The sequence below is a fragment of the bacterium genome (assembly GCA_019912885.1).
GTDB lineage: Bacteria > Lernaellota > Lernaellaia > JACKCT01 > JACKCT01 > JAIOHV01.
On the sequence record JAIOHV010000223.1, the window covers coordinates 1 to 9,589 of the forward strand.

At 65.1% G+C, this 9,589-nt stretch carries 7 protein-coding genes; 5 read left to right on the forward strand and 2 right to left on the reverse strand.

Features of this window, described 5'->3' with window-relative positions; translation table 11 throughout:
- The 4 genes from K8I61_19645 to K8I61_19660 all read left to right on the forward strand — a co-directional run.
- The coding region (locus tag K8I61_19645) for an efflux RND transporter periplasmic adaptor subunit (protein MBZ0274259.1) at nt 1–429 on the forward strand (429 nt) is incomplete at its 5' end.
- A gap of 2 nt (nt 430–431) precedes the next feature.
- Nucleotides 432–3,509: a CusA/CzcA family heavy metal efflux RND transporter gene (locus K8I61_19650; GenBank protein MBZ0274260.1), complete on the forward strand. Its 3,078-nt coding sequence runs from the start codon at nt 432–434 to the stop codon at nt 3,507–3,509.
- Between the two features lie 103 nt (nt 3,510–3,612).
- The gene (locus K8I61_19655) at nt 3,613–4,992 is read left to right on the forward strand and encodes a metallophosphoesterase family protein (GenBank protein ID MBZ0274261.1); all 1,380 of its coding nucleotides are present in this window, start codon (nt 3,613–3,615) and stop codon (nt 4,990–4,992) included.
- A gap of 147 nt (nt 4,993–5,139) precedes the next feature.
- Entirely contained in the window at nt 5,140–6,033 is an 894-nt protein-coding gene (locus tag K8I61_19660; GenBank protein ID MBZ0274262.1) for a proprotein convertase P-domain-containing protein, read from the forward strand.
- 460 nt (nt 6,034–6,493) lie between these two features.
- Here K8I61_19660 and K8I61_19665 read toward each other — a convergent pair whose 3' ends face one another.
- Both K8I61_19665 and K8I61_19670 read right to left on the reverse strand, forming a co-directional pair.
- Nucleotides 6,494–7,546, reverse strand: a complete 1,053-nt coding sequence (locus tag K8I61_19665) for a radical SAM protein (GenBank protein ID MBZ0274263.1) — start codon at nt 7,544–7,546, stop codon at nt 6,494–6,496.
- Nucleotides 7,519–8,733 (reverse strand): Wzt carbohydrate-binding domain-containing protein, encoded by a 1,215-nt coding sequence (locus tag K8I61_19670; GenBank protein ID MBZ0274264.1) that lies wholly within the window; start codon nt 8,731–8,733, stop codon nt 7,519–7,521. The genes K8I61_19665 and K8I61_19670 overlap by 28 nt, the downstream gene beginning before the upstream one ends.
- 510 nt (nt 8,734–9,243) lie before the next feature.
- Between K8I61_19670 and K8I61_19675 the strand changes: the two genes are divergently transcribed.
- Nucleotides 9,244–9,589, forward strand: a 346-nt coding sequence (locus K8I61_19675; protein MBZ0274265.1) for a hypothetical protein, incomplete at its 3' end; no start/stop codon positions are given.

The window sequence follows — 9,589 nt, forward strand, 5'->3', positions numbered from 1 at the left end:
CAAATACTGGGCGAGCGCGAGACGGGACGGGCCGAGGGCGCGCTTTCGTGGATCGCGTCGCACGTCAACGAACGCACGCGCATGGTCGAGGCGCGCATCGAGTTGGATAACAAAAACGGCGCGTTTCGCGCCGGGCAGTTCGTGACGGCGCATCTTGAAGCGGGTGCGCGGTCGGCGGCGGTCGCCGTGCCGCGCGGCGCGGTGCAGCGCGTGGGGGCGGAGAACGTCGTGTTCGTCCGCACGTCGCCCGGCACGTACGAGCCTCGCTCGGTGCGCGTGGGGCGCTCGCACGAATCGCTCGTGGAGATCGACGGGCCGGTGGGCGACGACGACGAGGTGGTGACGGTCGGCGCGTTTCTGCTGAAAACGGAAATCAGCAAGGAGAATATCGGCGCGGGCTGCTGCGAGATCGAGACGGGCAAGAGCTGAACGTGCTCACGCGCGTCATCGAGTTATCCATCCGGCACCGCGCCGTGGTGCTGGTCGTGCTGGGATTTTTCGTGCTGCTCGGCGCGCGGTCGCTTGCCCGCCTGCCGTTTGACGCCTTCCCGGACACGACGCCGATCCAGGTGACGGTCAACGCCGTCGCGCCGGCGTATTCACCGCTTGAGATCGAGCGGCGCATCACGTTCGCGCTCGAGCAGGCGATCGGCAGTCTGCCGGGTCTTGCGAGCGTACGGTCGGTGTCGAAGTTCGGGTTTTCGCAGATCACGGCGCAGTTCGCGGACGGCACGGACATCTATCTCGCGCGCCAGCTCGTGACCGAACGGCTGCGCGGTGTGGAGTTGCCGCCGGGCGTCGATGCGCCGACGCTCGGCCCGATCGCCACCGGGCTCGGCGAGGTTTTTCAGTATCTGATCCGAAGCGAGATTCGTTCGCCGATGGAGTTGCGCACGCTGCACGACTGGGTCGTACGCCCGCAGCTTCTGGCCGTGCCGGGCGTGGCCGAGATCAACACGTGGGGCGGGTACGAGCGGCAGTTTCACGTCGTCGTCGATCCCGCGACGCTCGTCAAATACGGCCTGACGCTCAATGATTTGGAGCGTGCGCTAACCGCCAACAACACGGCCGCGGGCGGCGGCGCGCTCGAGATCGCGGGCGAGAGCCTGATCGTGCAGGGCGACGCGTTCGTCACCGGCATCGCGGACCTCGAACGGATCGTCGTGGCCGCGCATGGCGGCGTGCCCGTTCTCATTCGCGACGTCGCGCGCGTGGAGGAGGGATACGAGATCCGGCGCGGGGCGGTGACGCACGGCGGCGAAGGCGAGACGGTGCTCGGCCTCGGGTTCATGCTGATGGGCGAGAACAGCCGCGACGTGACGCGGGCGCTTTCCCGCGCGCTTGACGAGGCGCGCCGGTCGCTTCCGCGGGACGTCACGTTGGAGCCGGTCTACCGCCGCACCGACCTTGTGGATCACGTGCTCGCGACGGTGCGCACGAATCTTCTCGAGGGCGCGCTGCTCGTTATCGCGGTGCTGTTCGTCTTTCTCGGCAATTTCCGCGCGGGGCTGATCGTGGCGTCGGCGATCCCCCTGTCGATGCTGTTCGCGTTCGACATGATGCTGCGCGCGGGCATCGCCGGCAGCCTCATGAGCCTTGGCGCGATCGACTTCGGACTCATCGTCGACAGCTCCGTCGTGATGATCGAAAACGCGTCGCGCCGCCTGGCGGAGGATCGAAGCGGCCGCCCGGCCGAGGGAATCATCCGCGACGCCGCGGTCGAGGTGCGCAAGCCGACGCTGTTCGGCGAGCTCATCATCGCTTCCGTATTTTTCCCGATCCTCGCGCTCGAGGGCGTGGAGGGAAAGCTGTTTCGCCCGATGGCGCTCACGGTCATCTTCGCGCTCGCGGGCTCGATGATCCTCTCGATGACGGTCATGCCGGCGCTGGCGGCTTTCGTGCTGAAACGGCGCGCGGAGACCGGCGACAACATCGTGGTCCGCGGGCTCAAACGCGCCTACGCGCCGCTGCTTGACGGGGCGCTGGCCCGGCCGCGCATGGTGGTGGCCGTCGCGGGCATTCTGGTTTTCGCGGCGGCGGGATTCTCCACGCGGCTGGGGGCCGAGTTCGTTCCGCGCCTGCGCGAAATGGCGATCGTGGTGAACACCGTGCGCCTCGCGGGGGTGTCGCTCGACGAGTCTGTCCGGTACGGAACGCAGATCGAGCGGCGCCTGCTCGAATCGTTCCCCGACGAGATCGAGCACATCTGGACGCGCACGGGCACCGCGGAGGTGGCGACCGATCCGATGGGCCTGGAGGTGTCCGACGTGTTCCTCACGCTTACGCCGCGCGATTCGTGGACGCGCGCCAGGACGCAGGACGAGCTTGTCGCCGCGATGAGCGCCGCGATCGACGATATGCCGGGGATGCGCGCCATCTTCACGCAGCCGATCGAGATGCGCGTCAACGAGATGCTCGCCGGGATTCGCGCGGACGTGGGCATCAAGCTGTTCGGCGACGACTTCGACCTTCTGCGCGAGCACGCGGGAATCATCCGGGACGTGATGCGGGGCATTCCCGGCGCCGCGGACGTCTCCGTCGAGCAAATCACCGGCGCGCCGATCCTCGACATCGCGATCGACCGCGAGGCCGCCGCGCGCCACGGCGTCGCGGCCGAGACGATCATGGACATCGTGGAATCGCTCGGCACGCGCCGCGTCGGCGAGGTGCGCGAGGGGCAGATGCGCTTCGATATCGCGCTGCGGCTCTCGGAGAATGTCCGCACCGACGCGGCGGCGATCGGGCGCATCCCCGTCATCACCGCGCAGGGCGCGAGGATTCCGCTTGCGAACGTGGCGCGGATCGCGGTCCGCGAAGTGCCTTCGACAATCCAGCGCGAGCGCAGCAATCGGCGCATCGTCGTCCAGGCCAACGTGCGCGGCCGGGATCTAGGCTCGTTCGTGAACGAGCTGCGCGCCGCGCTTACCCGGCAACTCGATTTGCCGGCGGGTTATTTTTACCGGTTGGAAGGCCAGTTCGAGCACCTGCAGAGCGCGCGGCGGCGGCTCATGATCGTGATTCCGGTCGCGCTGATCCTCGTGGCGACGCTGCTGTATTTCAGCTACGGGCGCGCGCGGGACGTGCTGCGCATCTTCACGAGCGTGCCGTTCGCGGCGGTCGGCGGCGTGGCCGCGCTGATTATCCGGGATATGCCGTTCACGATCTCCGCGGGCGTGGGATTCGTCGCGCTTTCGGGCATCTCGGTGTTCGGCGACATGGTGCTGGTTTCGCACATCCGTCAGTTGATATCCGGCGGGATGCCGCTTGCGGGCGCCGTCCGCGAAGCCGCCTTGACGCGGGTGCGTCCGGTGCTGATGACCGCCCTTGTCGCCGCGCTGGGATTTGTGCCCATGGCGCTGAACACGGGCGTGGGCGCGGAGGTTCAGCAGCCGCTGGCGACCGTGGTGATCGGCGGCATCGTCACGTCCACCGTGGCGACGCTGCTCGTGCTGCCGGTCCTGTACGCCCTGACCGGCGGCGGCGAAGCGACGGGCGGCGATTCGGCCTGACCGGGGTTCCCCGGGCGCGCGGGCACCAATTGAATGCCGCGCGGGGGTTCCGTATAATTATGCGTTCGATTTTGCGGAATCTTCGGGAAACGGGGAAAATTTTATGAAGTTAGCTAACTTGCGATTCGTTTTTGCCTTCGCGCTCGTGTTCACGTTTGCGTCGATGGTCGCCGTCGCGCCCGGGTGCGGCGACGACGACGACGATGACGACGATCGCGAAGACGACGACGCCGACGACGACACGGAATCCGACGACGATTTCACCGGCGGCGATGATGACGACGACATGGATGACGATGACGATACGTCCGGTGACGACGACGCGGACGACGACGATACCGGAGACGATGACGATGCCTCGGACGACGATACCGGCGACGACGATACCGGCGACGACGACACCGGCGACGACGACACCGGCGACGACGACGTTTCCACGCTGACGTGCGACGCGACGAGCATCACGCGCGCGCCGTACATGATCGGCGTGACGCCGACGAGCGTGGAGATGCTATGGAAGACGAACCGGCGCGGCGATTCGACGATCGAATACGGCACGACCGAATCGCTCGGCGACGTCTTCGTCGAGGATACGCTCGTTTCCTCGCACCACGTCACGCTCGACGGCCTTTCGCCGGGAACGCGTTTTTATTACCGCGTCAAGGCGTGCGACGATGCCGTGAGCGACACGTATTCGTTTGTCACCGCGCCGGACGACGACTCGCCGTTTTCGTTCGCGGTGCTCGGCGACAACCGCTCGAACCCGGCGATGGCCAAGGCGGTCGCGGACGAGACCTTCACGACGGCGCCCGATATCCTTTTGAACGTCGGCGACATCGTCAACAACGGCTGGAACCGCGACGAATACGACTCCCAGTTCTTCGGCCCGTCGGAGGAGCTTTTGGCGAGCGCGCCGGTGTTCGTTTCGATCGGCAATCACGAGGGCGAGTCGCCGTATTTCTACGACGTGCTGCCGTATCCCGGCAACGGCACGGGCTTCTATTCGTTCACCTACGGCAACACGCTGTTCATCGCGCTGAACACGAACAAGCTGTATCTGCCGGGCACCGGCCAATACAACTGGGTCGAAGGCGTGCTTCAATCGGCCGAGGCGCAGGCCGCGGAGTGGATCGTCGCGTTCGCGCATCATCCGCCGTATTCGGAAGGCTGGGACAACGCGGGCTACAACGGCGAGCCGCTGATGCGCACCAGCCTCGTGCCGCTGTTTGAGCAGTACGGGGTGGACGTGTTCTTCCAGGGCCACACGCACGACTACGAGCGCGGCACGCTGAACGACGTCCTGCACATCATCTCCGGCGGCGCCGGATCCGGGCTCGATTCATTTCAGCAGGACATCGCGCACATCGTCGTGTACGAGTCGCGGCATCACTTTGTTTCCGTGAACGTGGCGGACAAGGTGATGACGCTCGACGCGATCGACGTGGACGGCGTCACGTTCGATCAGGTCACGTTGACGCATTGATGAGTGTCGAATTGCGAGTGTCGAGTTTCGAGTGAATCCCAAGGACGGTTTTCGGATTTCGGATCGCGGATTTCGGATCGCCGAAACGACATTTTCTTCGCGCGGCGCCCGCCATCAAGCGGGCGTTGCGTTTATGGGGGGATTCGGATGAGGCGCACGGTCCGGATCGGCGCGGGCGCGGCGGCGATGGCCGTCGCGGCGGTGATGCTCGCGCCCTTGAACGCGCTTGCGCAAAACCTCTTCTACGAGACGAAGCCCGAAGTTTCGATCCCGGATGCCGATTGTCCCAGCGCAACGACCGGCAGCATCTACGTGCCGGATAACGTCATCGTCACCGACGTCAACGTCGGCATCCTGATCTCGCACACCTATCGCGATGACCTCGTGATCCGCCTTCAGCCGCCGGCGTCCGCGGCGATCAATCTGTTTTACGACGACGTGGTTCCGCCGGACGGGGCGAACAACTTGTACGGGACGTTCAACCAACAGTCGTCGGGCGTGCCGAACGACGGTTTCAACGACACGGTGAAGTCGTACGCCAATCGCGAATTTCATCCGTATTCCACGATCGGCGGCGACGACCTTTCCGTCATCAACGGGACGAGCGCGCAGGGCTGGTGGGAACTTGGCGTGTGCGATCGCCTGGCGCAGGACACGGGCACTTTCCATTCTTTCGCGCTCTACATCACGTACGCCGTCAGCACCACCACGACAACGCCGCCGACAACAACGACCACCGCGCCGGGTACGACGACCACGACCGAGCCGGGCACGACCACAACGCAGCCCGGTACGACGACATCGACCACGAAACCCACCACGACATCGCTTCCGCCGCATGACGACGACGATTTCGACGATGACTCTGACGACGTTTTTGACGACGATATTTCAGACGACGACGCCGGCGACGATGCCAAGCCCGACGACGATGGCGGCGGCGATTACTGGGATCCCGGTCCGGACGGCGAAGGCGACACCCCGCCGAACGAGAGCGAGGACGACGCGGGCGTCGACGCGACGGATGGGTGCGGGGTGTGAGTCGGGCGCAACGTGGCGATGTCAGGGCCGCAAGTCCTGAGCGAAGTGAAGGAAGCGAAGCGAAGTGCGCGGTCGGTTCCGCGTCGGAGTGAACGCGATTTTGGCCGGGGCGGTATCGACCGCGCACTCCGTCCGCCTTCGCTAAAGCTTCGGCGTGACTTCGTTTGCGGCCTTGACAATGCGACGGCGCGGCGATGCCGGGGCGGTATCGACCGCGCACTCCGTCCGCCTTCGCTAAAGCTTCGGCGCGACTTCGTTTGCGGCCTTGACAATGCGACGGCGCGGCGATGCCGGGGCGGTATCGACCGCGCACTCCGTCCGCCTTCGCTAAAGCTTCGGCGTGACTTCGTTTGCGGCCCTGACAATGCGACGGCGCGGCGATGCCGGGGCGGTATCGACCGCGCACTCCGTCCGCCTTCGCTAAAGCTTCGGCGTGACTTCGTTTGCGGCCCTGACACTTCTACCAGTTCCGGTAGCGCTCCATCGCCTGCGGGGTGAAGACGCGGAATCCGCAATTGTCGCAGGGGCCCGGGCCGTAGGGCAGGCCGTGGATGCGGCGGCGGGCGTTCATGGCCTCTTTCGCGTTCCAGAGCGTCGGCGGGTCTTTTTCGCCCAGGCGGCCGAGGTAGACGCGGGGGTGCTTTCCGCCTTGAAACGCCGCGGAGCAGCACGCGAACGCCTCTCCGTCGTGGCGGATCATCATCAATTCGAGCGGCTGGAAGCACTCGTGCACGCCGCCGGTCGGGGGCAGGTGAACGGCGACCTGCTTGGATTGGCCAAGCCACGCCGCCTCGTCGAAGCGCGCGGCCAGGCGTTCGGGCTCGCGCAACGCGGAGTCGCGCGCGTGCCGGCGGTGGTAGAGCTTCTGGTGCATCACGAACACGTCCGCGATGCCGACATCCGCCGCGATCTCCACGAGGCGCGGGATGTCGTCGAGATTGCGTCGCGAGACGGTGACGTTGAAGGCGAGCGACGTGCCCGGCGCCCGGTCGCGCAAAAGACGCGCGCGGTGCAGCAGCTTGTCGAGCCCCACGCCGCGCAGCTCGCGCATGCGCTCGTCGGTGGCGCCGTCGATGGAAAACAGCACGCGATCGACCGACAGCTCGCGGCAAAGCTCGATCCAGCCTTGCGTCATCGTCGTGCCGTTGTTGATGATCTCGACGGCGGCCTCATGGCTTTTCGCCAGGCGCACGATCGCCTCGGCGTGCGTGCCCAAAAGAGGCTCGCCGTAGCCGCCGAGCAGCACGCGTTCGGCGCGGCCGAACAGCTCGTCGATGTGCGGATAAAAACGCAGCGGCTCGAAATCGCCCGCGGGGTTTAGCCGGCCGTCGTAATAGTTGCGCGCGCAGGAATCGCACGCGAGGTTGCAGCGATTGGTCGGCTCGACCTGCACCTGAAGCGGCCAGCTTCGAAGCTCCACCTTGCGGTCGTTGCGCTCCTGGTCCGCGAGCAGGCGGTTGGCGCGCTTGGCCGCGAGGATCGGGCTTACGGTTTCGTCAAGCGGATTTCGCATGGATTGTGCACGAGGCCGCCCCCGTGGCGGCGATCCTGCCGCACGCGGACGACGCGTTTGAATTCGTGGATGTCATACGGCGTGCGCGAGACCCAGCTCTGGTATTCGTCGGGCCACACGCCGACGTTCAGGTAGTAGTCGCCGGCCAGCAGATTGAGTTTCGGAAAACGGAAGACGACCTCGTGCGGCCCGGCGACCGACGGGAACCGGATGTTCAGCCGGTGGTTGTTCATCCCGGACACCACAAGTCCGTCGTTACGCACGAATTGCACGCGGTAGCACGGATCGACAAGCGTGCCGTGCGTGTTCACCTGCAAGCGGACTTCGATCGGCTCGCCCGTTTCGTATTCCTCGTGGTCCTTCCCGTCGGTCCCCAGCACCGTTATGCCCGTGATGTTTGCGCCCTCGACGCGGTCGGTCGAGGGATTGAGCACCTTGTCGTCGAGCATCGGCGACTCGATGACGTTCCATGCGCGCTCGCAGGCCTCCATGTACTCCTTGATGACGGATTCCGTTCCGCCGAGCGCCATCATGTTGCCGTCGCGCAGAAGGAGGAGGCGGTCGCAGTAGCTCGATACCTCGGAGAGGCTGTGGCTTGTCACGATGATCGTCTTGTTCAGCTTGCGAAACTCGCGGATCGCCTTGACGCACTTGCGTTGAAACAGGAAGTCGCCGACCGAGAGCACCTCGTCGACGATCAACACATCGAACGGCACGTGCACGGCGATCGAAAACCCGAGGCGCACCTGCATGCCCGCGGAGTAGGTCTTGTACGGATGCCAGATGCGGTCGCCGAGGCCCGAGAACTCGATGATCTTCGGGTACAGCTCCTTGATATGAGCCGGCGGCACGCCGAGCAGCCCGCACTTGGTGCGGATGTTTTCGTGGCCGGAAAGGTCGCGGTTGAACCCGGTGGATGGATCGAGGATGTAGCTCACGACGCCCTGCACCGAAACCTCGCCGGCGGTGGCGTACGTCGTGCCCGCGAGGATCTTGAGCAGTGTGCTCTTGCCCGATCCGTTGTCGCCGATGACGCCCAGGCACTCGCCGCGCGCAATGTCGAGCGTCACGTCGTAGAGCGCGCGCTTGCGGTCGTGGAAATCCTTCGTCCCGAAGGCGAGCACTTCCTTAAACTTCTGCCCGCGCCGTGAATAGATGTGATAGTCCTTCGTCAGATTCCGGATCACGATCGCCCGCTTGGGATCGGGTCCGGCCGAAGGCTCCCTCTCGTCTTCGCTCTGAATCCGCAACATCCTTGGAATATTAGCATCCAGGCTGCGTGAAATCGACAAAGCCGCACGCAAGCGCGATCGCGGATCGGCGATGGACACAATGGACACGATGGACCGTATGGACATCGTGGACGTTTGAAGAAAGCGTTTGCCGAGCCGATTCGGTGGTGAGCGGGCAGTGGCTAGCGGTCAGTGGTCAGCGGTCGGTGGTCAGCAGTCAGCGCCCGTGACGATCTTCCAGACTTTCAGACTCCCAGACTTTCAGACTATTTCAATTCCTGCGATGACCTTTCAGCCTCCCAGCCTTCCAGCCTTTCGGCCTTTCGGCCTCCCCGACTTCATCTGACGCGCATTGCCGCAAGCGGTCGCCATTTGCGGCTTGCTCCAAATTCCGTCGCGCACGAAAAATGGGCTCGAGAAAATTATTCGCCAGGTGCCCGGAAAACCAACCGCAAGGAGAAAAAAATGAACGCACCGACGACCTGCCTTTCGTGCCCGTCCCGTCCCACCTGCCGCTCGCTTTGCGCGCTCATGGAACGCCGTGCGTCCCAGGACATGCGTCACCTGCGCGGGGAGGAGGTGTTGATGGCGCCTGATGGCATCGCGCGCGTTTCCCGGCGGCGCGGCGCCGACGCGATGCGCGATCTCGTGCGCGACGCCGTGGAGATCGAGGATCTGCGCCGCATCCCCGGCCTGACGGGCAAGCAGATCCGCATCCTCGCGATGCACTTCGTGGACGGCAAAAGCTACCGCGACATTGGGGACGCGCTTGGCCTGAATCAGTCCACCATCGGCGAGCATGTGCTCGCCG